The organism is Exiguobacterium sp. K1 (assembly GCF_033721435.1).
GTDB classification, from domain to species: domain Bacteria; phylum Bacillota; class Bacilli; order Exiguobacteriales; family Exiguobacteriaceae; genus Exiguobacterium_A; species Exiguobacterium_A artemiae.
This window is the reverse complement of sequence record NZ_JAOTIT010000001.1, coordinates 369,052-394,518: the sequence shown is the minus strand read 5'-3', so window position 1 is coordinate 394,518 and position 25,467 is coordinate 369,052. Positions and strand designations below refer to the sequence as shown.

The 25,467-nt window shown below is 50.4% G+C and carries 26 protein-coding genes and 1 other annotated feature; of the genes, 2 read left to right on the top strand and 24 right to left on the bottom strand.

Annotated elements, in window-relative coordinates:
- Positions 1-51: 51 nt before the first annotated feature.
- The 4 genes from N7U64_RS01935 to N7U64_RS01920 all read right to left on the bottom strand — a co-directional run bounded on the left by N7U64_RS01935 (position 52) and on the right by N7U64_RS01920 (position 3,094).
- Positions 52-963, bottom strand: coding sequence for an FUSC family protein (locus N7U64_RS01935; protein ID WP_012370802.1), 912 nt, complete (start codon positions 961-963; stop codon positions 52-54).
- Positions 960-1,859 (bottom strand): DUF4097 family beta strand repeat-containing protein, encoded by a 900-nt coding sequence (locus N7U64_RS01930; protein ID WP_214763827.1) that lies wholly within the window; start codon positions 1,857-1,859, stop codon positions 960-962. Before N7U64_RS01930 ends, N7U64_RS01935 begins: the two co-directional genes overlap by 4 nt.
- Before the next feature lie 205 nt (positions 1,860-2,064).
- The gene (locus N7U64_RS01925; protein WP_318928183.1) at positions 2,065-2,754 is read right to left on the bottom strand and encodes a metal-dependent hydrolase; all 690 of its coding nucleotides are present in this window, start codon (positions 2,752-2,754) and stop codon (positions 2,065-2,067) included.
- Positions 2,755-2,794: 40 nt separating this feature from the next.
- A complete protein-coding gene (locus N7U64_RS01920) occupies positions 2,795-3,094 on the bottom strand; it encodes a winged helix-turn-helix transcriptional regulator (RefSeq protein WP_012370805.1) in 300 nt (99 codons plus the stop codon).
- A 106-nt stretch (positions 3,095-3,200) separates the two neighbouring features.
- Between N7U64_RS01920 and N7U64_RS01915 the strand changes: the two genes are divergently transcribed.
- Together N7U64_RS01915 and N7U64_RS01910 are read left to right on the top strand one after the other, a co-directional pair.
- A complete protein-coding gene (locus tag N7U64_RS01915; protein WP_012370806.1) occupies positions 3,201-3,692 on the top strand; it encodes a lactoylglutathione lyase family protein in 492 nt (163 codons plus the stop codon).
- Between the two features lie 2 nt (positions 3,693-3,694).
- A complete protein-coding gene (locus tag N7U64_RS01910) occupies positions 3,695-4,666 on the top strand; it encodes a zinc-binding dehydrogenase (RefSeq protein WP_318928804.1) in 972 nt (323 codons plus the stop codon).
- Between the two features lie 80 nt (positions 4,667-4,746).
- Here the strand turns inward: N7U64_RS01910 and N7U64_RS01905 are convergent, their stop codons facing one another.
- From N7U64_RS01905 to pgeF, 20 genes are all read right to left on the bottom strand, one after another.
- Positions 4,747-5,556: a GNAT family N-acetyltransferase gene (locus tag N7U64_RS01905; protein WP_214848837.1), complete on the bottom strand. Its 810-nt coding sequence runs from the start codon at positions 5,554-5,556 to the stop codon at positions 4,747-4,749.
- 100 nt (positions 5,557-5,656) lie between these two features.
- On the bottom strand, positions 5,657-6,301 hold the full coding sequence (pyrE, locus tag N7U64_RS01900; protein ID WP_214763780.1) for an orotate phosphoribosyltransferase: 645 nt from the start codon (positions 6,299-6,301) through the stop codon (positions 5,657-5,659).
- Positions 6,298-6,996: an orotidine-5'-phosphate decarboxylase gene (gene pyrF, locus N7U64_RS01895; RefSeq protein ID WP_318928182.1), complete on the bottom strand. Its 699-nt coding sequence runs from the start codon at positions 6,994-6,996 to the stop codon at positions 6,298-6,300. Before pyrF ends, pyrE begins: the two co-directional genes overlap by 4 nt.
- A complete protein-coding gene (locus N7U64_RS01890; protein WP_318928180.1) occupies positions 6,971-7,900 on the bottom strand; it encodes a dihydroorotate dehydrogenase in 930 nt (309 codons plus the stop codon). The genes pyrF and N7U64_RS01890 overlap by 26 nt, the downstream gene beginning before the upstream one ends.
- Entirely contained in the window at positions 7,897-8,628 is a 732-nt protein-coding gene (locus tag N7U64_RS01885) for a dihydroorotate dehydrogenase electron transfer subunit (RefSeq protein WP_012370812.1), read from the bottom strand. The genes N7U64_RS01890 and N7U64_RS01885 overlap by 4 nt, the downstream gene beginning before the upstream one ends.
- On the bottom strand, positions 8,625-11,837 hold the full coding sequence (gene carB, locus N7U64_RS01880; protein WP_318928177.1) for a carbamoyl-phosphate synthase large subunit: 3,213 nt from the start codon (positions 11,835-11,837) through the stop codon (positions 8,625-8,627). The genes N7U64_RS01885 and carB overlap by 4 nt, the downstream gene beginning before the upstream one ends.
- Entirely contained in the window at positions 11,830-12,918 is a 1,089-nt protein-coding gene (locus tag N7U64_RS01875) for a carbamoyl phosphate synthase small subunit (RefSeq protein WP_214763745.1), read from the bottom strand. Before N7U64_RS01875 ends, carB begins: the two co-directional genes overlap by 8 nt.
- Positions 12,911-14,182, bottom strand: coding sequence for a dihydroorotase (locus tag N7U64_RS01870; RefSeq protein WP_318928174.1), 1,272 nt, complete (start codon positions 14,180-14,182; stop codon positions 12,911-12,913). Before N7U64_RS01870 ends, N7U64_RS01875 begins: the two co-directional genes overlap by 8 nt.
- 1 nt (position 14,183) lies before the next feature.
- Positions 14,184-15,083: an aspartate carbamoyltransferase catalytic subunit gene (locus tag N7U64_RS01865; protein WP_318928803.1), complete on the bottom strand. Its 900-nt coding sequence runs from the start codon at positions 15,081-15,083 to the stop codon at positions 14,184-14,186.
- Between the two features lie 138 nt (positions 15,084-15,221).
- Positions 15,222-16,538 (bottom strand): uracil-xanthine permease family protein, encoded by a 1,317-nt coding sequence (locus N7U64_RS01860; RefSeq protein ID WP_214763724.1) that lies wholly within the window; start codon positions 16,536-16,538, stop codon positions 15,222-15,224.
- Between the two features lie 51 nt (positions 16,539-16,589).
- Positions 16,590-17,120, bottom strand: coding sequence for a bifunctional pyr operon transcriptional regulator/uracil phosphoribosyltransferase PyrR (gene pyrR, locus N7U64_RS01855; RefSeq protein WP_012370818.1), 531 nt, complete (start codon positions 17,118-17,120; stop codon positions 16,590-16,592).
- A gap of 243 nt (positions 17,121-17,363) precedes the next feature.
- Complete coding sequence (locus N7U64_RS01850; RefSeq protein WP_012370819.1) at positions 17,364-18,287, bottom strand: RluA family pseudouridine synthase; 924 nt, start codon at positions 18,285-18,287, stop codon at positions 17,364-17,366.
- Positions 18,288-18,761 carry a signal peptidase II gene (gene lspA / locus N7U64_RS01845; protein WP_012370820.1) on the bottom strand — a complete coding sequence of 158 codons (474 nt, stop codon included), beginning with the start codon at positions 18,759-18,761 and terminating at the stop codon, positions 18,288-18,290.
- A 72-nt stretch (positions 18,762-18,833) separates the two neighbouring features.
- On the bottom strand, positions 18,834-21,569 hold the full coding sequence (ileS, locus tag N7U64_RS01840) for an isoleucine--tRNA ligase (protein ID WP_318928169.1): 2,736 nt from the start codon (positions 21,567-21,569) through the stop codon (positions 18,834-18,836).
- A 57-nt stretch (positions 21,570-21,626) separates the two neighbouring features.
- Positions 21,627-21,854 (bottom strand) — a binding site (T-box leader).
- Complete coding sequence (locus tag N7U64_RS01835) at positions 21,855-22,376, bottom strand: DivIVA domain-containing protein (protein WP_012370822.1); 522 nt, start codon at positions 22,374-22,376, stop codon at positions 21,855-21,857.
- Between the two features lie 26 nt (positions 22,377-22,402).
- A complete protein-coding gene (locus N7U64_RS01830; protein WP_012370823.1) occupies positions 22,403-23,176 on the bottom strand; it encodes an RNA-binding protein in 774 nt (257 codons plus the stop codon).
- Entirely contained in the window at positions 23,176-23,448 is a 273-nt protein-coding gene (locus N7U64_RS01825) for a YggT family protein (RefSeq protein ID WP_012370824.1), read from the bottom strand. Before N7U64_RS01825 ends, N7U64_RS01830 begins: the two co-directional genes overlap by 1 nt.
- 2 nt (positions 23,449-23,450) lie before the next feature.
- The gene (locus tag N7U64_RS01820; RefSeq protein ID WP_233550664.1) at positions 23,451-23,774 is read right to left on the bottom strand and encodes a cell division protein SepF; all 324 of its coding nucleotides are present in this window, start codon (positions 23,772-23,774) and stop codon (positions 23,451-23,453) included.
- A gap of 201 nt (positions 23,775-23,975) precedes the next feature.
- Positions 23,976-24,647, bottom strand: coding sequence for a YggS family pyridoxal phosphate-dependent enzyme (locus N7U64_RS01815; RefSeq protein ID WP_318928164.1), 672 nt, complete (start codon positions 24,645-24,647; stop codon positions 23,976-23,978).
- The gene (gene pgeF / locus N7U64_RS01810) at positions 24,634-25,410 is read right to left on the bottom strand and encodes a peptidoglycan editing factor PgeF (protein WP_318928162.1); all 777 of its coding nucleotides are present in this window, start codon (positions 25,408-25,410) and stop codon (positions 24,634-24,636) included. Before pgeF ends, N7U64_RS01815 begins: the two co-directional genes overlap by 14 nt.
- Positions 25,411-25,467: the final 57 nt, after the last annotated feature.

Genomic DNA, 25,467 nt, shown 5'->3' with positions numbered 1-25,467 from the left:
GTCGTCTTCGCTCTTTTTCAATTGAAAAAGATTCACAAGGACGACGTTTTTTTATTTCATTTTTTCCAGCTGTTCTCGGTAATCGAGCAAATGACCGTTGATGATATCGTCCACTTCACTGACTTCCTGGTCAAAGCTGAACATCGGCTGATCCCGGTCGTGTGAAAAAATCACATCATAATGATGGCTGAGCAGAAAATCGATTTCTTGTCCGAGTATCTTCTCCTGTTCGTCCGACATCGGCAAGTCGCGATGACTGGCGATACTTTCAAGCAGTAACAGAAGTTTGTCCTCCAGATCAACCAGCTGCTTCAATTGAATGAATGCTTTACTCTGACCGCTGGCGACAAGCGGATATTTCTGATCCTCCTGCAGCATGATAATCATTTCCTCATGCTTTAAAACCTGTTTGCGGACTGTCAGTAATTTTGCATCGTCTTTGACCAGACTGCGCCAGTCCTCCATCAATTGTTTGGTCGTCTTTTTGACGAACAACAGTAAACGGTCTTCATAGTGAGGAGGAAACACGATGTAGTTGACGGCGACTGCGGATAAGACACCGACGACCGTCAATAAGGAACGCGTCAATGCATAATGGACATAGTCAGCGGTTGGACTTTCAAACATCAGCACGATGGCAAAAGCGGCAAACGTCGACATGTCGGTCCGCCCAATCATCGAGTTGAAGACAAGCGACACGATGACGGCCAACCCGATCGTCAATGGATTCGCTCCGAGGGTCGCGACGACCGCGAGTCCACAGACTAAACCGAGAATCGTTCCTAAAATCCGGTTGAAGACGATTTTAAACGACCGGTGAATCGTCGGTTGCATGGCGACGATTGCGGCAACCGCTCCCATACCGGAATAAATTCCGAAGACATACCAAGAAAAACTGAGGGCAATCGCTACAGCGATTCCGGTCTTGATTGTCCGGAGACCAATCCGAAATTGGAATTTCACTCGAGCGTCACCTGCCCGACTTCACTCTCGACAGTCACTTCCGGTTTTTCTTGTTTCGACAACTCAAATAAAGCGGTATCGTCGTCTTTTCGTTTCGTATACCGGTCTGAAGCTTTGATGTCACCTTCCGTCGTTACGGCAATCGTTCCGGCCGCTTTTGTTGGTTTCAATCGAACTGGGCCGTCAATCGTCGAGACGGATAAATCCAGTTTGGCACCGTATTCGGATAAGTTAACCGATTCTGCAGTTACTTCCGCATGGACGGCATTCATGTTCGTTGCTTTGACGTTACCTTGAGCTGTCAGGACGATATCGTCGGCATCCATTTTGTTTATATCCATCATCTCAGCCGACATCCGGATTGATTTCGCATACACACCCATTCCTTTAATGGACCGAGCGTCAACATCGATTCGATTCATGTAGTTCGGTAATCCGACTTGAATCGAAAAATCACCCGGCTTCTCACTCGGACGGTTCCCGAGTCGTGCGGCAAATCCGTCTCGCCCTGTCACTGTCAATGTATTTCCTGACGTCCCGATCTTTAATCGTTTTTGACTTGACGCACTATCAACCAATTTCAATTGAACGTTTCCGTCTGTACTCCGGACAAAGTTGATTGTACCGTTCGGTGCGTCGATCTGAAGCGTTTTATACCGGTTTGTTGTTTTAAACGCTTCTCCCCTTGATAAGGAATCCGTCGTCAAAAATAAGGTCACCGTATATAAAATCATCAGACTTAAGATAACCGAACCGTAGACGATGAGCGGGCGGCGAATCGGTTTACGGGCACCGATCCGGTCGAATGAAGCCGTCATTTTCCGCCGTTTGTCTTTTAGTCGCGTAAACGATGATTGTTTCCGCTTTCGTTCTGTTCTGCTTGTGTTCTCCTCCATTGGTCTACCTCCATCCAATTCTCTCCCATTATTCCGAATTTATGATTCGTCTGTCAACATTCCTTCTTTATCATACGAAATTGTTCACATAATACCATCGGGCGGAAGATGGAGCATGACAAAAAACGAATCATTCTTTCCAAGCTTCCGGAAGAATGATTCGTTTTTAACAGTGCAAACCGGTCTGACTGGTTTGCACTGTTAATTACAGTTCGATTGACTCATCGATTTTCAAGGCTTGACCGGTTTGGCCTTGCGCTTCCAAATTCGCACAGAAAGCCGCGGCATCCTGCTTGATGAGATCAAACGTGTCGTAATGGACCGGCACAACCGTTTTCGCCTGCAACATGTCTGCTGCCACCAAGGCATCATCCGGACCCATCGTATAGTTATCACCGATCGGCAGGAACGCAAGATCGATGTCGTAATGTGCACCGTAGAGCGCCATATCACCAAACAGTGCCGTATCTCCCGCATGATAGATGACTTTATCTTCAATCGTCAATAAGAAGCCGGCCGGCATTCCCATGTACGTGATCGTCTGTTTTTCTTCATCGATGATGCTTGAAGAATGGAACGCCTGCGTCATTTTGACTTTTCCGAACGGAAACTCAAACTGTCCGCCGAGATTCATCGGATGAACATTCAATCCTTTAAAGCTCAGGTACGTCGCCAGTTCATGTGTCGCGACAATCGTCGCGCCTGTCGCTTTGGCGATGTCTTCGGCATCCAGCATATGATCGGCATGCGCATGCGTTAACAGGATAAAGTCTGCTTTGACGTCTTCCGGTTTTGTCATCGCCTGATCGTTGCCGCTGAAAAACGGATCAATGACGATGTGGTGCCCGTTCGTTTCGATCGTGACAGTAGACTGCCCGTGATAAGTCAGTTTCATCTAAAAGGACCTCCTGAGATTAGTGGTATCAACAAAGAATTTAGTTCCCTTCTCCCCAGGCGCATAAACCTTTTATCGCAGGTTGCAGCGTATAAGCGGCATCTGTCAACCGGTACTCGACATGTAAGACAGCTTCGTCGAATTCAATCCGTTCGACCATTCCGAGCCGTTCAAGTTCTTTCAATTGATCGGTCAACACTTTCCGTGAAATACCGGGAATTGCGCGTTGCAGCTCTAAAAAACGTTTCGGACCATCTTCTAACGTGCAATATAACTGTGGACGCCATTTTCCGCCGATGATGGCGAGCGCCCGATTGACTGGGAACTGTTCTGTCGTCATTGCTTTTGTCTCTCCTTCAGGTAGTTACTTCAAAGTGCGTACTATGCAGTCGAGTGTATCGTAAGTTATCGTAATCGTAAATCAAAAAGCAAAGGAGTTGGATGTTATGACGTACCCACGTAATTTCTCACACATCGGACTGTCTGTTCCGAATCTAGAACAAGCTATCTCATTTTACTCGGAGGTGATGGGCTGGTATATCATCATGGAACCGTCGGACGTCGTCGAGGATGACTCACCGATCGGGGTCATGTGTACGGATGTCTTTGGAGCCGGCTGGGGAAAATTCCGGATTGCTCATATGGCGACCGGCGACCGGGTCGGAATCGAGTTATTTGAATTCCCGAACAATGAACAACCAGACAACAATTTCGAATTCTGGAAGACCGGCATTTTTCATTACGCCATTCAGGATCCGGATATCGAGGGCATGGTCGAAAAAATTGTTGCCCATGGTGGTAAACAACGGATGCCGATCCGCGAATATTATCCGGGTGAAAAACCTTACCGGATGGTCTATTGCGAAGACCCGTTCGGTAACCTGGTCGAACTGTATTCCCACTCATATGAACTGACGTATTCGGAAGGAGCGTATTAATGATGAAAGCATGGTTAAACCACACAGGTGAAGCAATTGATCAATGGACGTTCGAGGAGATCGAAACGCCGACGCCCGGTGCAGGTCAGGCGTTGATCCGCGTCAAGTCAGTTGCCTTGAACCCCGTCGATTACAAAGCAATCAAAAATCCGGCCTGGACGTATCCGCATGTGCCGGGTGTCGATTTAACCGGTATCGTCGAACAAACAGGACCGAATGTAACGGGTATCAAAGTCGGAGAACGTATCGCCGTTCATACGAATCTTCAAAAAAACGGGGCATTTGCGGAATATGCCGTCGTCGATGTCCGTGCGTTGGCGAAAATTCCGGATGCTGTCAGCTTTTCGGAGGCAGCTGCCATTCTCTGCGCCGGTATGACAGCCTATGAAGCCATCATTCAAAAGATGAACACGACAGGTAAAGAGACCATCCTGATTCATGCCGGAGCCGGTGGTGTCGGCGGAATCGGGATTCAGCTCGCGAAACGACTCGGTCTTGCCGTCGCGACGACGGCCTCGACAGAGAATCATGACTGGGTCAAGAAGCTTGGTGCTGATCTTGCCATCGACTATAAAACAGAAAATGTGACGGAAGTCATCCGCGACTGGACGAACGGTCGTGGTGCGGATCTGATTTTCAATACAGTAGGTCGAGATGAAGCGACCGCTGATCTCGGACGACTCGCTTTTTCCGGACAACTGGCTTTCATCGCCGGCGGTCCCGATCAATCGGTCGTTAAACCGTTTACGCTCTCACCATCTATCCATGAAGTCGCACTCGCTGCTGCTTATGCAAGCGAAGACGACCGGGCCATCCGGAATCTCGGTCATATGGCAGATGAGCTTTTGAAACTGGTTGCTGCAAAAGAACTGGACCCGCTCGTTACGGAAGAGATTCCGGCGGCAGATCTCGTCAAAGGCTTACAGCGGCTGTCTGAACGACATGTCCGCGGAAAGCTCATCGCAACATTCTAAAATCTGTATACAAAAAGCAGAGATATTTTCCTCCATTCAAGGAGAGTATCTCTGCTTTTTGTTTGTATGTCGTCAGCCGGTCATTGGTATTTCGGACGTTTCGTGATTTGCATGGAACGTCCGGCGAGTTCAAATCCGACTGCCTGATAGATTTTGTTTGATGTTTTATTGGACCAGTCCGTGTAGAGCGATACCATCGGATACTGTTGTAACAGATGTTCGGACAGACAGGCCACGAGATAAGACGCAATCCCTTGTTTTCGCCATTTTGGTGGGGTGAAGACATAGGAAATCGTCACACCGGAAGCAGTTGGCCGACTCGATGAAGCCATTGCCAATAACTGTTCCCCGTCAAACAAACCAAATAATGTTTCGGCTTCAATGTGTTTACGTATCGTTTGCTCATTCTTCAAACGACTGCGTTCCGTCGCCGGCAGGGCACCGGTCTCCTGTATGAACGACCAACCGAACGCAACAGCCTGTGGTGCAAACCGTTCCTCGATCAATCGGAATTCGTAGTCAAGCGTCACAGGAGGAATGACCGTCGTCAATGTATAAATCCCTTGATCCATCTTAACTTGAAACGGACTGTGCGAAGCAAGTAACGGCTCGATGATCGCCTGCTCTCCGACATATCCGGGACAGTTTAAAATCCGCGATAATTTTCGGATTCCTTCGTATGTAAAGACATCACCTGATAAGATGGCCTGTTCTTCAATCGTTTGCAGCACAACGATCGTCCGGTCCCCTTCTTCCGCAATCGCCATTAAAATCGGCACATCCCCCCGTTCGAGTATCCCGAGCGGTAACTGATGGACATCGGGTCGTCGCTCAAGCAACGGGATCGCCACCTGTTTGAAACTCTCATAATCACGATAATGGGTCAACATCTGAAAACAGCTCCTTTTCTTTGTTTTCAGTGTATCAAAAAAAAAGAACACATGACGGACGAATCGAATCTTTTCCGCCATGCTCGGGTGAGTTTCCTGATTATGAATTCTGTTTCGTGCCGATCAGGAAAGATTCACTCCACTTCACCGGATCAATCGACCAGGTTTGTAATCCTTCCTGCTCTTCTTTTGAAATATAGGCGGTCTCGACAGCCGTCTCCAGTAATTCCGTGAACGTCAGTAAAGCATCGGCTTCCACTCCGGCGGCCGTCAAGTTTTCCTTCAGTCGGGTCATGCCGTAAGAGAAGATCGCCTGAATCCGGATGACCGAAGCACCGGCGGCTTCGACGGCTTGCGTCGCTTCAATCGAAGACATCCCTGTCGACAACAAGTCTTCGACGACGACGACACGTTGTCCGGCCTGCAAACGCCCTTCAATCTGATTTCCTTTCCCGTGTCCCTTGGCACTTCCCCGGATGTACACCATCGGGAGACCAAGTCGTTCCGCGACGAGCGCCGCATGCGGAATACCGGCTGTCGCCGTCCCGGCGATGACGTCGGCGTTTAACGGGCGGATTCGTTCCGCCAATTTGTCGGCAATCAAAGTCCGAACCGCCGGACTCGACAATGTCAGCCGGTTATCGCAATAAATCGGAGACCGTAATCCGCTTGCCCATGTATAAGGAGCCATCGGTGCCAACGTGACCGCTTCGATTTCAAGTAATGCCTGTGCGAGTTGATTCATTGTTTAATCCCCTTCCATTCTGAGAGCAGTGCTTCATAAACGACTTTCGGATCTTTTGCCTGTGTGATGGCACGTCCGATGACGAGATCCGTTGCCCCGTTAAGGCGTGCATCCGTTACTGTCGCAATCCGTTTTTGGTCATTCGCATCCGTTCCGTTCGGCCGGATTCCCGGCGTGACGAGTTGAAAGCCGGAGCGGCAGGTTGCTATGATGTGTGTCGTATCCAGAGCCGAGCACACGACTCCGTCAAGACCGGCCTGGTCAGCTTCGCGGGCATAACGGGCAACGACTTCGTCCATGGCATGCGGAATCATCAGATCGGTTAACATGTCTTGATCCGTTGAGGTCAGTTGGGTGACGGCAATCAGCCGTGTCTTGGGCGACTCCTCGCGTAATCCGGCAAGAGCTGCCTCCATCATCGCTTTCCCGCCTGCTGCGTGGACATTTGTCAGTTCAACACCTAGCTGACCGATGACACGCATCGTCCGCCGGGCAGTCTCCGGAATGTCATGGACTTTTAAATCGAGAAAGACATCATGTCCTTGTTGGACCAAATGACGGACAAAGGCTGGACCTTCCGCATAATACAGCTCCATCCCGACTTTAAGTGCCGGCCGGTGTGGTGCCAATTTTTCTAAAAACCGTTCGACTTGATCGGCTGACTGAAAATCAAGCGCGATGTAAAGTTGCTCCATATGCTTTCCCCCTGATATCCATGATGTGGTCGATGCCCAACTCGTCCATCCGTTTTGGTAAATCCGTAATCAATTCCTGACAAATGAACGGATTGACGAAATTGGCCGTACCGACTGCTACTGCCGATGCTCCTGCATAAATCATCTCCAGCACATCATCCACTTCCATGACGCCGCCCATCCCGATGATGGGAATCGTGACGACTTGGGCGACGTCGTGAATCATCCGGACGGCGACCGGTTTAATGGCCGGTCCGGATAAACCACCGATTCGGTTGGCCAAAATCGGCTGACCCGTCCGAACGTCAATCCGCATCCCGACCAGTGTATTGATCATCGTCAGTCCATCCGCTCCCGCCTGTTCAACCGCTTGGGCCATCTCGACGATCGATGTGACGTTCGGCGATAATTTGACATAAACCGGTTTTTCGGAAACCGCCTTGACACGTCTCGTCAGCTCGGCTGCCATCTGTGGATCTGTTCCGAATTGTAATCCGCCGGACTTGACGTTCGGGCAGGAGATATTCAGTTCAATCGCTTTGACGACCGGATCCCGGCTGATCCGTCTTGTGACGTCTTCGTATTCTTCCGGCGTTGAACCGGCTACATTTGCGATGATTTCGGTATCAAACTGACGGAGGAACGGTAACTTCTGTGCAATGATTCCTTCCACTCCGGGATTTTGTAAGCCGATCGCATTCAGCATGCCCATTCCGCTTTCCGCGACACGCGGTGTCGGATTCCCGTACCGTTCTTCTCCGGTCGCTGCTTTGATCATGATGCCGCCAAGCACCGATAAGTCATACAGCTTGGCAAACTCTTCGCCGAATCCGAAACATCCGGATGCCGGAATGATCGGGTTTTTTAAATTCAGACCGGGCAAGACCACTTGCAAACGATTCATAGGATCACCTCTTCCGCCCGGAAGACCGGACCATCAGAACAGGTTTTGACATAATGCCCGTCCGGTGTCGGACAGACACAAGCGAAACAGGCTCCGATACCGCATCCCATCCGGTTCTCAATCGATAAAAACTTGTGTTCGACCGGCACCTGCTGGATCGAACGTAACATCGGTTCCGGCCCACAGGCGAATAACGTATCAAACCGGCTGCTGTCGAGCGCGGCGGTTACGAATCCTGCGATGCCCGCTGTCCCGTCGACGGTCGTCACGGTCGTCGGACCAAGCTTTTGAAACTCAGCTTCATAAAAGACGCTGTCTGCCGTATCAAATCCTAAAATCGCTTCGCAGGCAATTCCCCGTTCGACCAACCGACGCATTGTATAGTAGAGCGGCGGAACACCAATCCCTCCCCCGACTAAGACGATCTTCGCCTCACGCGCAACGTGTTCGACCGGAAATCCGTTTCCGAGCGGACCGAGCGCATCGATTTGATCGCCGGCACGGAGACGGGCCAGTTCTTTTGTACCTTGACCAATTTCTTTGAATAAAAACGTGATTAAATCTCCTTCCACGTTGGCGATCGAGATGGGACGACGTAACAATGGACCAACCCGTAAATGCATGAATCGACCTGGTTCGATGGCCGTCGCGTCAGGCCGGCGACAGATTAACTCTGTCGCGCCTTTTGCGATTTCCCGGCGTGAAACGACTGTCAGGAGTTGAATCATCGAGTCACCGCCTTTTTCATATAATCGAACGGCTGAATCGCGCTCGCTTCAAAGGACAGACTTTCAATGACCCGCAACAACGCTTCCGCTGTATCAAGAGAAGTCAGGCAGACGACATTGTTTTCTGCTGCTGCCCGGCGGATGATGAAGCCGTCTTTCGTGACTTGTGAATCCCGGCTCATCGTATTGATGACATATTCGACTTCTGCTTTTTCAATCCATTCGAGCATCGATCCTTGTTCCGAACCCAGTTTGCCGACGACTTGAACACGTAATCCGTGTTCTTCCAGGACACTGGCTGTTCCGGCCGTTGCAAGCAGCGTAAACCCGAGTGCCGTAAAGCGTTTGGCGAGATCAAGCATCTCTTGTTTGTCCTGATCCGCGACTGTCAGCAGCACCCGCCCGTGTTCCGGAATCGCCATTCCGGAAGCAAGCAGTCCTTTGTAGAGGGCTTTTTCAAGTGTCCGGTCCGTTCCGATGACTTCGCCGGTCGACTTCATCTCCGGTCCAAGCGACGGATCCACTTCTTTCAGCTTCGCAAAGGAGAAGACCGGTACTTTAACAGAAACCAGTTTTTCTTCCGGTAAAACACCGCTCGTCAATCCGTAAGACGCCAGTGTATCGCCTAAGATGACGTTCGTCGCGAGACGTGCCACCGGCAACCCCGTCACTTTTGAGATGAACGGAACAGTCCGGCTTGCCCGCGGGTTGACTTCCAGCACATACAGTTCTCCGTCAGCAAAGACAAATTGGATATTGAGCAATCCTTTGATCCGGAAGGCCTTGGCAATGCGTGTCGTGTAATCGACAATCAACTCCTTGATCGCTTGCGGTACCCGTTGCGGCGGATAGACCCCGATCGAATCACCCGAGTGAACGCCGGCGCGTTCGATATGCTCCATGATGCCCGGTATGACGACATCTGTTCCGTCGCAAATCGCATCCACCTCAAGCTCCATTCCCGTCAAGTAACGGTCGACGAGCACCGGACGTTCCGGTGAGGCGATGACGGCATGTTTCATATAATGCTCCAGTTCCTGCTCTCCATAGACGATTTCCATCGCGCGTCCACCAAGGACATACGATGGACGGACGAGGACGGGATAGCCGAGCTCGCTTGCCGCTGCTGTTGCCTCTGCGACTGTAACGGCTGTTTTTCCGGGAGGCTGCGGAATATCGAGCTGTGTCAGGGCTGCTTCAAACTGTTTCCGATCTTCTGCCCGGTCGAGATCTTCGAGTGACGTTCCGAGAATCTTCACACCCTCGGCTTCCAGTGATTCCGCGAGATTGATCGCCGTCTGACCGCCGAATTGGACGATGACACCGATTGGCTGTTCGTTTCGGATGACTTCGAGTACGTCTTCCGTCGTCAGTGGTTCAAAATAGAGCCGGTCGGAAATCGAGAAATCGGTTGAAACCGTCTCCGGATTATTGTTGACGATGATGGCTTCGTATCCGGCTTCACGAATCGCTTGGATCGAATGGACGGTGGCATAGTCAAATTCCACCCCTTGTCCGATTCGGATCGGTCCGGAACCGAGGACAAGAATCGATGGCCGTGTCGTCGGAACCGCTTCATTTTCGACTTCGTATGTCCCGTAGTAATACGGTGTGTCGGATGCAAATTCTGCAGCACACGTGTCGACCATTTTATAAACGGGATGGAGTCCGGATTCGTTGCGGATCTGCCGGATTGCTGACTCGGTCTGTTGCGTGATCCGGGCCAGCATCTGGTCACTAAAACCGTAACGTTTCGCATGGCGGAGACGTTCCGATGTCAATCCCTGCTTGACGATGTCTTGTTCGATCCGGTGGATATGCTGCAGTTTTTCCAGGAACAACCGGTCGATGCTCGTCCATTCGTGCAATTGTTCGACGGTATGACCACGTTCGATGCCGGCATACAGGGCAAACAGGCGTTCATCTGTCGCTTTGATGATATGACGGTGCAGGTCGGCTTCATTCATCTCGGCAAAACGGTTCATGTGTAAGTCCGCTTGTCCGATTTCAAGCGAACGAACCGCTTTCAGCAAAGCTTCCTCCATCGTCCGGCCCATTGCCATGACTTCACCTGTCGCTTTCATCTGGGTACCGAGCGTCCGGTCGGCCGATTCAAATTTATCAAACGGCCAGCGGGGAATTTTGGCGACGACATAGTCGAGTGCCGGTTCGAACGAGGCAAAACTCGTTTCCGTAATCGGATTTTTTAATTCGGATAAGGCATACCCGACGGCGATCTTGGCAGCCAGTTTGGCAATCGGATACCCCGTCGCTTTTGAAGCCAGTGCTGACGAACGTGAGACCCGCGGATTGACTTCAATGACATAATACGTGAAGCTGACCGGATCGAGTGCGAACTGGATGTTACATCCGCCTTCGATTCCTAGGGCACGGATGATATCAAGCGATACATTCCGCATCATCTGATAATCGCGGTCGGATAATGTTTGGGTCGGGGCAAAGACGATTGAATCCCCCGTGTGGACACCAACCGGATCAAAGTTTTCCATCGCACAGACGATGATTGCCTGGTTCGTCGCGTCCCGCATGACTTCGAACTCGACTTCTTTCATGCCGGCAATCGATTTTTCCAGTAAGACTTGGGTCGCCGGACTGGCTTTCAGTCCACCTTCGACAATCCGGATGAACTCATCCATCGTTTCGGCGATACCACCGCCGGTTCCACCGAGTGTATAGGCTGGTCGAATGATGATCGGCAGACCGATCTTCGCACAGAACTGCTCAGCTTCTTCGACCGTATGCACGATTTCACTTTCCGGTACACCGTGACCGAGTTTAAACATCAATTTTCTGAACAAATCACGATCTTCCGCTTCCTCGATTGCCGTCAGTTTCGTCCCGAGCAGTTCGACGCCGTATTCGGCGAGCACACCAAGTCGATCCAGTTCAACGGCGAGATTCAGTCCCGTTTGTCCGCCGAGTGTCGCGAGTAACGCATCTGGACGTTCTTTCCGAATGATGCGGGCAACAAACTCTGCTTGTAACGGTTCGATGTAGACCCGATCCGCTACAGTCGGATCCGTCATGATGGTGGCCGGATTCGAGTTGACGAGAACGACTTCGTACCCTTCCTCTTTCAGGGCTTGGCAGGCTTGTGTTCCGGCATAATCAAATTCTGCTGCTTGTCCGATGACGATTGGACCGGATCCGATGACGAGAATCTTTTGAATATCTTGACGTTTAGGCATGAGAGACCTCCTGTTGGTTCGTGATTTCTGTTAAAAACTGATCGAATAAATCATTGGCATCCATCGGTCCGGGAGAGGCTTCCGGATGATACTGGACCGAAAAGACAGGGTGTGTCGTATGGCGGATTCCTTCGACGGTTCCATCATTGATCGCCCGGTGCGTCAACTTGAGATTCAAGCCGGCAAGCGACTGTTCCTCCACGGCATATCCATGATTTTGTGATGTGATGCTGACTTGTCCCGTCCGAAGATCTTCGACCGGATGATTCGCTCCCCGGTGACCGAACGGCAGCTTAAATGTGTCTGCGCCATGTGCTAAGGCAATCAGTTGATGACCGAGACAGATACCGAAAATGACGACTTGTCCCGTCAGTTCCTGAATCAAGGGAATGGCGGTCGGGACATCTTTCGGATTCCCGGGACCGTTTGATAACATCACACCGTCCGGGACGTAACGCAAGACGTCTGTTGCCGTCACGTCGTGCGGAACGACGACGACTTCACAGCCGCGTCGGACGAGCTCGCGGATAATGCCCAGTTTCGCGCCGAAATCGACCAGGACGATTCTCGGACCGGCACCTGGAATGACATAGGCCCGTTCCGTCGAAGCCCGTTTGACCTGATCGGTCGCAAGCGCCATTTGCTTGAGCCGCTCCAGTTGCTCGGTCAAATCGTACGTACCGTCAACGAGCAATCCCCGCATAACACCCTTTGACCGCAGATGTCGTGTCAGTTGCCGCGTATCGATGCCGGTTAATCCGGGAATGTTGAATTCTTCCAAAGCTGTCGCAAGAGACGTCTGCGAGCGGAAGTTCGATGGCGTGTGACAGACTTCCCGGACAATCAGTGCTTTCGCAAGCGGCCGGGTCGTTTCATAGTCGTCACGGTTCATTCCATAGTTGCCGATCAAAGGATTCGTTAACACAATCATTTGATCGCAGTAAGACGGATCGGATAACATCTCCTGGTATCCGGTCATCCCGGTCTGGAAGACAACCTCTCCCATCGTCACCTCGCTTGAACCAAACGCTTCTCCTTCAAATACCATTCCATCCTCTAAAATCAACGTCCGTTTAGACATGTGCTTTTTCCCCCTTGAATACGATTTCTCCACCGACGAATGTCAAGACCGGATAACCGGTTAGTGCTGCTCCAGCAAACGGAGTATTTTTTCCTTTTGAGAGGAACTGGTCCGGTTGTACCGTCCGGACCGTCTCGAGATCAAGCAGGACAAGATCGGCGGGCGCCCCGATTTCAATCCGTCCGAACGGTAAGTCAAACAAATCGGCCGGTTTACGTGACATCCAGTCGAACAACTGATTCAGCGTAAAGATGCCGGTTTCGACCAGTTTCGTATAGAGCAACGGAAAGGCCGTTTCAAATCCAGTAATCCCGAACGGTGCCCGTTCGATGCCGAGTGCTTTTTCCTCCGCGGCATGCGGCGCATGGTCTGTCGCGATGCAATCAATCGTTCCGTCTTGCAGTCCTGCAAGCAACGCTTGGCGATCCGCTTCACTCCGAAGCGGTGGATTCATCTTGAAGTTCGGATCGCGTCCGATGATATCGTCTTCCGTCAATACTAAATGGTGCGGCGTAACTTCTGCCGTCACCCGAATTCCCGCCCGTTTCGCATCCCGAATGACCCGGACGGATTCCTTTGTCGAGACGTGGCAGACATGATAATGACAGCCGGTCGCTTCCGCAATCAAGACATCCCGGGCGATATGAATGCTTTCTGCAAGTGACGGGATTCCCTGCAATCCTTCCCGTGCACTGTATGCCCCTTCATGGACACAGCCTGCTTTCAGCGAATCATCTTCACAATGGGCGATGATACTTTTTTGGACTGCGGCAGCACGTGTCATCGCTTCCCGCATGACGGCGGCACTTTGGACGCCGACTCCATCGTCCGTGAAGGCAAAGGCATCAGTCAGTTGTTCAAATGCGACGAGTTCCTGCCCTAGCTGATTTTTTGAAATCGCCGCATAAGGGAAAACACGGACAGATGCCGTTTCTTCAATCTTTTTAAAGAGCGCATCCAGCGTCTCGCGGTCGTCCGGAACCGGTCGCGTATTCGGCATCGGACAAATCGTTGTAAATCCGCCGGCTGCCGCTGCCGCTGTTCCGGTCGCAATCGTCTCTTTATGTTCGCCGCCCGGTTCGCGTAAATGAACATGAACATCCACAAATCCAGGTGCCACCGTGTATCCCATGGCATCAATCACCTGATCCGTTTCAAGTGGTGTCGCATCAAGATCCGTAAAGACCCCGTCCTCCATGCGAATACTCGACTTTTGCAGTTCCCCGTTTTTATACCATGTTGCATGATCAATTCGAATCGCCATTTTAGATCGTCTCCTTTATCGTTGCTGTCTCAAATGCCCGTTCCAAAATCGCCATTCGGGCAAACACACCGTTCGTCATCTGATCAAAGATACGTGATTGTGGATGCTCCACCAATTCGTCGGCAATCTCAACACCACGGTTGACCGGTGCCGGATGTAACACAATTGCTTCCGGTCGAATGCGCTTCATCCGTTGTTCCGTCAATCCGTACCGTTCGTGGTACTCTTTCGCTGCAAACGGACGGCCATCCGTATGCCGCTCGTGCTGGACTCGGAGCAGCATGATGATGTCACTCGTCGCCACCGCCTCGTCCATCTCCCGGTAGGTGATACCCATCGTCTCGTCAAACCATTCCCTCGGTCCGGAACCGATGACGGTCGCTCCTAAGCGTTGCAAGACGTGTGCGTTTGAACGGGCAACCCGACTGTGCCGGAGATCACCGCAGATGACGATCGTTTTTCCGCTGACATGACCGTATTCCGCATACATCGTCATCAAATCGAGCAGTGATTGCGATGGATGTTGCCCGCTGCCGTCTCCGGCATTGATGATTGGAATCGACAACTGTTGTTGTAATGGTTCATAATAACCGGTCTCTCCGTGTCGGATGATGAGGGCATCCACGCCGATTGCTTGTAACGTTTTGCACGTATCCAGCAACGTTTCCCCTTTTTGGACGGATGAAGTTGCCGTTTCGAACGGCAGTACATGCAGTCCGAGATGATGTTCCGCCATGTCAAACGAACATTTAGTCCGTGTCGAATGTTCGAAAAATAAGTTGGCGACGGTTTTCGTCGGAAGCGGTCGGACAGGTGCGCCTTGTTTCAGCTGCAGTGCCCGCTCAATCAACTGTTCGATGTCTTCTGTCGCTAATGCGTCAAGACTCGTAAAATGGGCAATCCGTTGTCGTGTCTGCATGTTATTCTCTCCTTTGGGCCGCAAAAAAGCGCACCTTCTGATGTGAAGGTGCGCTGAAGAAGACAGATGTCGCCACCTGTTTCTGAAGGGCCTCCACTTTATCGTTCTCTCTGGAACGTCTTAAAAGTCGTTAGCTGCTCGTTTCGATTGTGGTATTTCTTGTTCGTGTTCTGCCGTTTCGACCTTTGTTTTCGGCAAGATCAAATTCAGAAGGACTCCTAAGATCGTGGCCAGTGCCATACCTTCAAGCGAGAAGTTGCCGATTTTGAGGGCAGCTCCACCAATCCCGATGACCAGAATGACCGCTGTGATCGTCAGGTTTCGTTTATCGGCAAGATCGACCTTACTTTCGACCAGTGTCCGCAGACCGTTCGAGGCGATGACCCCGAATAACAGGATACTGATGCCGCCCATGACAGGTGTCGGTATCGTCTTGATGAACCCTTCCACATAGCCGAGGAAACCAAAACTGATGGCAAGAACTGCTGCGCCTCCGAGGACAAAGACACTGTAGACGCGGGTGATGGCCATGACGCCGTTGTTTTCACCATACGTCGTGACCGGCGGACCGCCGAGGATCGAGGCAATCGTCTTCGCCAGGCCATCCCCGAGAACCGTCCGGTGCATCCCCGGATCAAGAAGCGTCTCGCGCCCGATAATCCGTGATGTCACTTTTTGTTCTCCGATATGCTCTGTCAATGTGACCAGTGTGACCGGAACGATGAGCGCAAGTGCCGCCCAGTTTAGTGTCGGCGAGTAGTCGAGGAATGGCACCGTAAAGTTCGGCACCTGGAAGAAGCTCGCTTGTTTCAGTGACGTGAAGTCGACAATCCCGGCAGCGACGGCGACCAGATATCCGGTCAGGATACCGAACAGAATCGGGACGGTACTCCATATTCCTTTAAAGTACGTCATCGCAAGCAAGGTGACAGCGAGTGTCGTCAAGGCGACGAGCAGGAAGGTACCGTTGTACTTCCCGTCCGCTCCGTTCATTGCCATGTTGACGGCTGTTGGAGCAAGCGATAATCCGATGACCATGATGACGGGGCCGATGACGACCGGCGGCAACAGTTTCATTAACCAGCCGACACCTGTATACGTGATGACGAGGGAAACGATTCCGTAGACAAGTCCGGCAACCATTCCGCCGACAAGTGCGTCTTCGACACCCCAGCGTTCACTGACGGCAATGATCGGGACGATATAAGCGAAACTTGAACCTAAGTACGTCGGAACTTTAAAGCGGGTGACGGCGAGGAAAATCAACGTGCCGACTCCGCTTGCGACGAGGGCGACGGATGTGTTTAATCCCGTTAATAACGGAACTAGGACCGTCGCGCCAAACATCGCGAAGACATGTTGGAGGCTGAGCATCAGCCACTGAAGAGGATGTTTTGGTCGTTCTTGTACATCGAGAACTGGTTTGTGTGTTTGCATGAGGATAACTCCCTTTCTGGTCTCTCTGGACCACGTTAAAGGTATTTGTGTTTAACGTTTGATGAATACTTGATCAGCGTCATCGACTTCGGATAAAGCGACGACAACTTGTTCTTCACGTGAGGTCGGGACATTTTTCCCGATGAAATCCGGGCGGATCGGCAGTTCCCGGTGTCCCCGGTCAACTAGGACTGCGAGCTGGATCATACTCGGGCGACCATGGTCAACGAGCGCATCCATTGCGGCGCGGACGGTTCGTCCGGTGTACAGGACGTCATCGACGAGGACGATGATTTTTCCGGTCACCGTCTCCGGCATATCCGTTCCTTTGATTTCCGGCTCGAGACTTTTTTTCGATAAGTCATCCCGGTACATCGAGATGTCGACGACACCCAGCAAGACCGGCTTTCCTTCGATTTCTTCAATCCGGCGGGCCAAACGACGGGCGAGTGTCTCCCCGCGTGTTTTGATGCCGACAATCATCAGTTGGTCGATTCCTTTGTTGCGTTCGATGATTTCATGGGCGATGCGTGTCAACGCACGACTGATTGCCGCTTCATCTAAAATGACGGATGGTTTCATGAGGTGCTCCTTTCTGCAAAAAAACCTCCTGCGCTAAGTCGCAGGAGGTTGTTGAAGACAATAAGTGTTGGGCAGCCGAAACTGCACGTATCTACACAAATGAAGTGTCTCCCTTTCGTAGCCTCTCCGGACTCGTTTAAAGGTGTGCTATGGGTAGGATCGTCAACGCGGACGACCGATTGTTTGAGGCAGATGTCTCGCATCGCTCTCTAGGTGATACTCTACCGTTTTATTAGAAAAACGTCAAGACTCTAATTCAAGTTTTTTCAACTGGCTGATCTCAAACGTCATCTCTTCCGGCAACGGTGCTTCGAAATGCAACATCTCGCCGGTCCGCGGATGCTTGAATCCAAGAACCGCAGCGTGAAGCGCTTGACCGTTCATTTTCATCGTTTTACGTGGGCCGTATTTCGGATCTCCGGCAAGCGGGAAACCGATGTAACGCATGTGGACACGGATTTGGTGCGTCCGTCCTGTTTCGAGTTTACATTCGACGACCGTAAAGCCTTCATACCGTTCGAGAACACGGAAATGTGTCACAGCTGCTTTCGAGTTTTTATCTGTTACCGTCATCCGCTGACGGTCATTTTTGTCACGGCCGACCGGTGCTTCAATCGTCCCGAGTTCATGTGGAATCTCGCCGTGGACCAGTGCGATATAAAGACGCTCTGTCGTTTTGTCTTTCAATTGTTGCGCCAACGATTCATGAGCCAAATCATTTTTAGCGACCATCAAGAGACCTGATGTGTCTTTATCGATCCGGTGGACAATCCCCGGACGTTTGACGCCGTTGATGCCGGACAAATCCTGGCAATGATGGAGCAAGGCATTGACGAGTGTTCCCGATACGTGACCGGCTGCCGGATGCACGACCATCCCTTTTGGTTTATTAATGACGATGACGTCGCTGTCTTCATAGACGACATCCAGCGGGATATCTTCCGGTAGGACTTCAAGCTCGACCGCTTCTGGGATGCGAACAAGGATTTCTTCTGTTCCAGACATCTTGTAGTTCGGTTTCACGATCCGTCCGTCTACTTCGACGTGACCCGCTTTTAACCAGTCCTGGACTTGTGACCGGGACCAGTCTTGTTGTTCAGCTAACCATTTATCAATTCGACCGGTAGCACCATTGGCTTTAACAGCCCATTCATTTTGTTCATTCATTTAATCAATCGTTCCCTTCTTAGTCAAACGCTCTTCAAACATGACGCTGATCAGCATCAAAATAACACCAAACGTCAAACTGACGTCTGCGACATTAAAAATCGGGAAATTATACCCGAACGGATAAAAATGAAAAAAGTCGACGACTTCTCCACGGGCCATCCGGTCGATGAAATTTCCGACCGCACCGCCGAGTAACAAGGCGACACTCCAAGCAAATACTTTGTTTTTTGTGCCTTCTTTGTAAAGAAAATAAATCAGCCCGATGACGACGACCAGCGTAATGACGAAGAAAAAACCGAATTTCCCTTCAAGCATTCCCCAGGCGGCACCACGATTCCGGTATGAATTTAAATAAAAGAAATTGGGAATGATCTCAATCGCTTGACCAATCGTCATCTGTTGGACGACGATCCATTTCGTCAATTGATCCACTCCGACGAGTACAGCAGCAATCGCTAAGTAAAGCCACATTCTTTTTTCCTCCACATCCAAAAATAATGAGGGACCGCTACGAAGTCGCCGTAGCTGCCCCTCCCTGATTCATTATAAAGAATTGACGACTTCAGTACAACGTGGGCAAAGTGTCGGATGAGCTGGATCTTGTCCAAGTTCAGTCGAATATGTCCAGCAACGTTCACATTTTTCGCCATCTGCTTTCAGAACAGTGATGCCTGTCGTTCCGTACGATTTCTCGGCCGAAGCGACAAACTCGATTTGCGAAACTTGCAATAGTTGTTCGAGGTGATCGATTGTCGCAAGCAACGCTTTCGTTTCGTCATTCGGTGCAAGCAGGAGTTTCGCTTCGAGCGTTTTCCCGACAAGTTTCTCGGCACGTGCTTCTTCGAGTGCTTTTAGGACATCATCGCGGAAGACGAGGAAACTGTTCCATTTCGCGATCAATGCAAGACCTTCTTCCGTCATTTCCGGTGCTTCCGGAAGATCCGTCAAGAAAATACTCGCCGTCTCGACGCCGGGAACGAATTCCCACGCTTCGTCGGCTGTATGCGGTAAGACCGGTGCCATCAGTTGTAACAATGTGACGACGGTATCATACATGACTGTTTGAACGGCACGACGCGCCGGTGCATCTTCTTTTTCGATGTACAAGATATCTTTCGTGTAATCGAGATAGAACGAAGACAAGTCCAGGACACAGAAGTTATGCAACAGTTGATAGACCGCCATGAAGTCGTACGCATCGTACGCTGCCTTTACTTTACCGACAAGTTGATCGAGTTTCGTCCGCATGAAGCGATCCGATTCCGGCAAGTCTTTAAATGCCACACGGTGCGTCGTGTGATCGAACTGGTCGAGGTTTCCGAGCAGGAAGCGAACCGTATTCCGGATTTTCCGGTAAGATTCCGATACTTGTTTGAAGTTGTCCATTGAAGCACGGACATCTGATTGATAATCGACGGAAGCCACCCAAAGACGAAGAATTTCCGCTCCGAACTGTTGCATGATTTGGATTGGTGCAATCGTGTTTCCGATTGATTTCGACATCTTCCGCCCTTGACCGTCAAGGACGAATCCGTGACTGACGACCGCTTTATAAGGTGCTTTCCCTGTCGTTGCGACGGATGTCGAAAGAGACGAGTTGAACCATCCGCGATATTGGTCAGACCCTTCCAGGTACAAGTCAGCCGGACGCTCGAGTTCCGGACGTGTCGCGAGGACACCGGCATGGGATGAGCCGGAATCGAACCAGACGTCCATGATATCCGTCTCTTTTTTGAAGATGCCGTTCGGGCTTGCCGGATGCGTAAAGCCTTCCGGTAACAGATCAACGGCTTCGCGCTCATACCAGACATTTGATCCGTGAGCGGCAAACAGATTGGCGATGTGGTCGATTGTTTCCGGTGTGACGATTCCCGTACCGTCTTCAGCATAGAAGATCGGCAATGGGACACCCCACGCGCGTTGACGGGAAATGACCCAGTCTCCGCGGTCTTTGAACATGTTGTGAAGACGTGTTTCGCCCCACTCCGGTACCCACTGAACTTCTTTGATTTCATCGAGGATCTCCGCCCGGAAATCTTTGATCGAAGCAAACCACTGTGGTGTCGCCCGGAAGATAACCGGTTTTTTCGTCCGCCAGTCGTGCGGATACGAGTGTTTGATGAACGACAGTTTTAACAATGCACCGGCTTCTTCTAGTGCCACACCGATTTCTTTGTTGGCATCTTCATAGAATAATCCTTCAAAACCAGGTGCTTCTGCCGTCATGACCCCTTTGTCGTCGACCGGACAAAGGACATCAAGACCGTACGCTTGACCGATTCGGAAGTCATCTTCCCCGTGTCCAGGCGCAGTATGAACGACACCCGTCGCTTCTGCCGTAACATGATCGCCGAGCATGACAAGTGATTCGCGGTCATAGAGCGGATGTTTCGCTTTGATGTATTCAAAGTCGGCTCCGTCGAAGACACGACCGATCGTCGCACCTTCCCAGCCGAGGGCTTCGATGACTTCCGGTACGAGTGTTTCGGCGACGATATAGCCTTTTCCTTCGTGCTCAATCCGAGCATACGTCAACTCACCGCTGACAGAGATCCCGAGGTTCGCCGGAATCGTCCAAGGTGTTGTCGTCCAGATGACGAAATGATCCGTCGGCTCCAGGATGTTTTTTCCGTCCATGACTTGGAACGCCACATAGATTGCAGCCGAACGTTTATCCTGATATTCGATTTCTGCTTCTGCGAGAGCAGACTCCGAAGACGGCGACCAGTAGACCGGCTTTTTCCCTTTATAGATGTATCCTTTATTCGCCATATCACCGAACAGACGGATTTGTGCCGCTTCGAATTCCGGTTGTAACGTGATGTATGGATTGTCGTAGTCACCGAGAACACCAAGACGCTTGAATTGTTCCCGTTGGTGATCGACTTGCTCTAATGCATATTTAGCACACAGCTCACGGAATTCTGCGACCGACATCGACTTCCGGTCGACACCCGCTTTTTGAAGCGCTGTTTCGATCGGAAGTCCGTGCGTATCCCAACCCGGTACATACGGAGAACGGAACCCGTTCATCGACTTGTAACGGACGACGATGTCTTTTAAGACTTTGTTTAATCCGTGTCCCATGTGGATGTCTCCGTTAGCGTAAGGAGGACCATCATGAAGAATGAATGTCGGCTTGCCGGCATTTTTCTCCTGGACGGCTTCATACAGATTCATCTCGTTCCAACGTGCCTGCATATCCGGCTCACGTTTCGGCAGGTTTCCCCGCATTAGAAATTCCGTTTTCATCATCAATAACGTATCTTTGTATTCCATCTGGCATTCCCTCACTTATCTGAATTTTGCGTACAAAAAAAGCCAAACACATCCCCTGATAGGGACGAGTTGGCTTGAACTCGCGGTACCACCCTACTAGCAACCCTGAAAAACGGATTACCACTTAAGAGCCTGATAACGGAGGCGAAACGGTGGAACTTACTGAACAGGTTCAGTTCCACACTCAAAGGGGATACCTTTTATCCTTGACTGATCGGGCTCACACCGGTCCCCGATTCGCTGACAGTATTTAGATAAAAGACGTGTCCTTCTCAATGATTTAACTTATACGACATCGTCGTCATTATACGCAACTGCCGGAATCTCGTCAAGCACACCCCGGGTCGAACTATCAAATGCATCCCAGTCGTGGCTCGTCAACAATTCCATCTGTGCGTCGATCAATACTTTGAATCGATTACGGTACAATTCGATTTTTTTACGCATCTGTTCGACTTCAAAATCAGTCCGCTGCGCTCGGCGCTGTGCTGCATCCTGCAGTTGTTCGGCTTCCCGTTCTGCTTGTTTGACGATGAGGCTCGCTTCTTTCGTCGCATTCGCTTTGACTTCTTCTGCCGCTTCTTGTGCCACGATGATGGATTTGTTTAGCGTTTCCTCCATCGAGCTGAAGTAATCGACACGAGACTGCATGTTTTGAATGACTTCTTGCTGTTGACGGTTTTCCCGGAGCAACAATTCAAAATCTTTGATGACTTGATCAAGAAATTCATTGACCTCATCTTCGTCATAGCCGCGAAACTTACGTGTAAATTCCTTATTGTGAATATCAAGTGGCGTCAATGGCATGATGAAATCCTCCCTCAGCTTGTTGGTTATCCTTTTAGCAGACCGTATTGCAGTTTGATCCGGTCCCGTTTCGTTGAACCGAGTACGGCAATTAACTTGACACGTCCCGTTCCGCGAAGTGACAGTAAATCGCCTTCCTCTAACAAAAAGCTCGGATCTTCAACGATTTTATAATTGACTTTACTTTCACCCTGCTTAATCAGGCTTTGCGCTTTTTGTCTTGAAAATCCAAGGATTTCACTGACGACCGTATCAAAACGGAGCGAACTGACAAATCCCAGTTCTTCCTGCCATTCTTGATCCTTGATTTTCAACTGTTCTTCTGAATCCACGAGTGACAACCGGATCTTGGTTTTCCCCGCACGATCGACGTTCGCTTCAATATAAGAAGCCACTTCTTTCGCGACGGCGAACTGGACGAGTTGATCTTGGATGACGACGTCACCGAATTTCCCTCGTTTTAATCCGACGTTTAGTAATGTCCCTGTCACCTGGCGATGCGAGAGCTCGACGAATTTTGTGGGATAATGGATACGATAAATGGCGATATCAAAATCGTTGGCATCAAGCTCGTAATAATCAGGGGCAATGAGGGCACGCTGTCGTTCCGCACCTTCAAAACCGCCCTCAAAAAAGAGGGCACATTTTGTTCCGACAAGTTCTCGGGTAATCTGTTGTTCACGCGGATCCAGAAAGTCTGTCACTTTAAATGTGTAGGTCGCTTCGACATGGTCGATCCAGTTTAGGACGAGATCGACGAACTCCCGCTCATGTCCGCGATAATGATCATAAACGCTCATTAGAAGAAGATCGCTCGAATGCCTGCCTGTGCCAAATTAAGCACTAAAAAGGCAACGATAGGTGAAATGTCAAGCATACCTCCGATGGGCGGGATAATCCGTCGGAACGGTGCGAGGAAAGGTTCGACTAACATGGCCAGAACTTGACCGAATCGTGATTCACGTGCATTTGGGAACCACGATAATAAAATATAGGCAATCATGACGTAGCTGTAATATTGAAGTAACGTGCTGAGTGTACGACCGATTGCGTACATGACTTGCGAATCCATGCTTACCACCCCTTATGGTTGATATCATCTTCACCGAGCAGATTTGAGATACTTCCGGCCAGCTCGACGTTGTTCGGTACACAGAGGAGTGTATTTTGACTTATAGTCGTAATCGTTCCATCAAGAGCAAACACGACACCTGACAGGAAATTAATCATTTGGCGTGATTGATCTTTAGACATCCGTTGCATGTTCACGATGACAGCACGATTTTGACGAAGATGTTCGCCGATTTCCTGTGCTTCGTTAAACACACGCGGCTCACTGAGAATGACTTGTGATTTCGCCTTTTTTGTATGAATGGGTACGATGTTCGATTGTCTCACAGGGTCCTCCTTTTGAGTAACAGTAGGGGTAGAATCCTCATAATACTCGTCATATTCTTGCTGTGATGCACCTCTACCTTTATTTATTGTAGCATCATTTTCATATTCGAGTTCATCTAAATCGTCTGTATTACCGAGAAATAGATTTTGCATTTTTGTTTTGAATCCCATATCAATTCTCCTTTCGTATATCTAGGCAATTTATGACTGGACTAACGTCGTACCGATTCGGACATATGTCGCGCCTTCTTCAATGGCAATCTGATAGTCCGATGACATCCCCATCGACAATTCCGTGCACGGTGCATGCGGGAGTTGACGGGTTGCCACTTCGTCTCGCAAGACACGAAGTGAACGAAAAACCGAACGGAGTACTTGTTCGTCTTCTGTCAACGGAGCCATCGTCATCAGTCCGATTACACGGACCATCGGATATTGTCCTACCTCATGCAAAAATGAGTGGACATCTTCCGGATCAATCCCCTGCTTGGATTCTTCACCAGAAACGTTGACTTGCACAAAACAATCGACTGGCTGCTTGGCACGTTTATTGATTTCTTCCGCAAGATGCAAGCGGTCCAAGGAATGTAACACGTCAATCCGATCAATGACTTGCCGGACTTTACGGGTCTGCAGTGTTCCGATAAAATGCCACTCACAGGCCGCACGTCCTAAGACCGTTTGTTTGTCGGTCAATCCTTCCGGACGATTCTCACCCAGTGCCGTTATACCTGCCGCCAGCAACTCCGCCGCCACTTCACTTGAAACTGATTTCGTCACGCCAATCAATTGTACCTGCTTTTTTTGATCGGTCTTTTCATACGCCTGTTTCATGTTTTGTCGGACTTGTTGTACATTTTCAGAAATTGACATCGAGAGACTCCTTTACAATCAAACTGGCAAACCGTCCACCATGATCCCCATGACGATAGGAGAAGTAGTCTTCCGCCTGGCAGTTCGTACAGATTCCTGTATCCAGCACATCACCGACACCACTGCGTTCGGCTAACATGGCATTGGTTTTTTGAAGTGATAACATAGCTTTTCCGTCTTCTTTTTTAGTATAAGGAGACTCTTCCAAGTTCAGTTGGTCAACCGCCTCAAGAACAGGACCATCGACTTCATAACAACATTCCCGGATCGAGGGTCCGATCACCATCTGAATCGAAGAACGTTCGGCACCGGCTTGTTCCATCTTTGTCAATGTGGCTTCGACGATGTTGGCAACCGTTCCGCGCCAGCCGGCGTGAACGTTTGCAATGATACCTGTCCGCGGATCACAGAAAAGGAGCGGCACACAGTCTGCAAACAGCATCATCAATAAGACGTTTGAATCCGTTGTCACCAGTCCATCTGTACCCTTGATTGCCGTTTCGTAATCTGAGGATCCACGACCGGACTCGAGGGTCGTTACTTGCTCGACATGATTGCCGTGCACCTGTTCAGCCCATACTGAGTTTTCCAGGGCTAAATCCAGTTGCCGCACGATGACTTCACGATTTTTAATGACACCTTCCGGATCATCTTTTACATGCAGTCCTAAGTTGCCTTGACCGTGAGGTGCTGAAAACTTTGTCGTAAACGCTGCACGGACCGTTCCTGTCGGGGTATCCCATTTTATCCATTGACCAAACATCTCATCCCATCCTTTTTTAAAAAAAGAGGTGTCGCTTACGCGACACCTCTTGATCTA